Annotated in this window: 1 protein-coding gene; it reads left to right on the forward strand. The window is 52.3% G+C overall.

Features of this window, described 5'->3' with window-relative positions; translation table 11 throughout:
- Positions 1 to 1,022: DHA2 family efflux MFS transporter permease subunit (locus tag A1359_RS04155; protein ID WP_157200462.1), on the forward strand; the 1,022-nt coding region annotated here is incomplete at its 5' end.
- Positions 1,023 to 1,275 lie beyond the last annotated feature (253 nt).

Here is a 1,275-nt window from a genome sequence, read left to right on the forward strand (position 1 = left end):
TTTTGGTGTGTCTGAGCACCTGGCTGTTCGTGCGGGTGGATGAACCGGACTGGGAATTACTCGAAAAAATCGATTTTCTCGGCATCGTCTATATCATCATCTTTCTCGGCAGTATGCAATTCGTGCTGGAAGAAGGGGTGCGAAAGGAATGGTTTGATAGCCATGAAATTTTATTTTTTAGCGTGGTTGCCGCCGTGGCAGGCATCGCTATGTTCTATCGTGAATTAACCATCGAACACCCGATTGTCGATCTGTGGGCCTTCCGTAATTTCAACTTCGCTGTCGGCTGTGTATTCAGCTTCATCCTGGGGGTTGGAATGTATACCACCATTTACTTGATGCCGTTGTATCTGGCCAGCGTCAAAGGCCTGAACAGCCTGCAAATTGGCCAATATGTGATGGTCACAGGACTATTTCAACTGTTGTCGGCCTTTGTCGCCGGCCCACTCGCCAAGGTACTGGATTCACGGTTGATGATGGCGCTGGGCTTGTCTCTCTATGGGCTGGGTTCCTGGATGAACGCCGATCTCACGCATGAGTCAGGCTACTGGGAGTTTTTCTGGCCACAGGCTTTGCGCGGCTTCGCGCTGATGTTTGCCTTTTTGCCCATCAATACACTGGCCTTGGGTACGTTGCCGCCTGAAGAAGTCAAAAATGCCAGCGGACTGTACAACCTGATGCGCAACCTGGGTGGAGCCATAGGTCTGGCGGTCGCCAACACTTTGATGATTCAGTTGAACAAGCAACATTACGCCGTGTTGCGCGAGTCGGTGGCGCCGGGCTCTCCACAAGCGCAATCAGTACTGGCGGGCTTGCAGGAACGTATGGCCGGATTGTCGTTACCGAACAGCGAACAGGCTGCACTCAAGCAGCTTTACGGCTTGGTGATGCGAGAAGCCGAAGTGCTCACCCTCAATACGCTGTTTCATATCCTCAGCCTGGTTTTTCTCTTCGCGTTATTGCTGATGCCATTGGTCAGAAAAGTGTCGGCGGATGCCGGTGGCGCGGCAGGCGGCCATTGACCGCATGAAGCTTCATGTTAAATTCCTATGGAGTAACCTATGGAAAAATAGATTTGCAGCGCTCAACCTGATGGTCTCGCTTGCATCACCTGCGGTGGCGAGTACAGCTGATACCGACTACCCATTTTTTTAGCCTGAGGAGGTCACACCATGAAACTTTATTACAGCCCCGGCGCCTGTTCGTTATCGCCCCACATCGTCCTCGAAGAGGGCGTATTCGGATATGAAACCGAGCGGGTCGATCTGACCAGCG

This window comes from Methylomonas lenta (genome assembly GCF_001644015.1).
Taxonomy (GTDB): Bacteria; Pseudomonadota; Gammaproteobacteria; order Methylococcales; family Methylomonadaceae; genus Methylomonas; species Methylomonas lenta.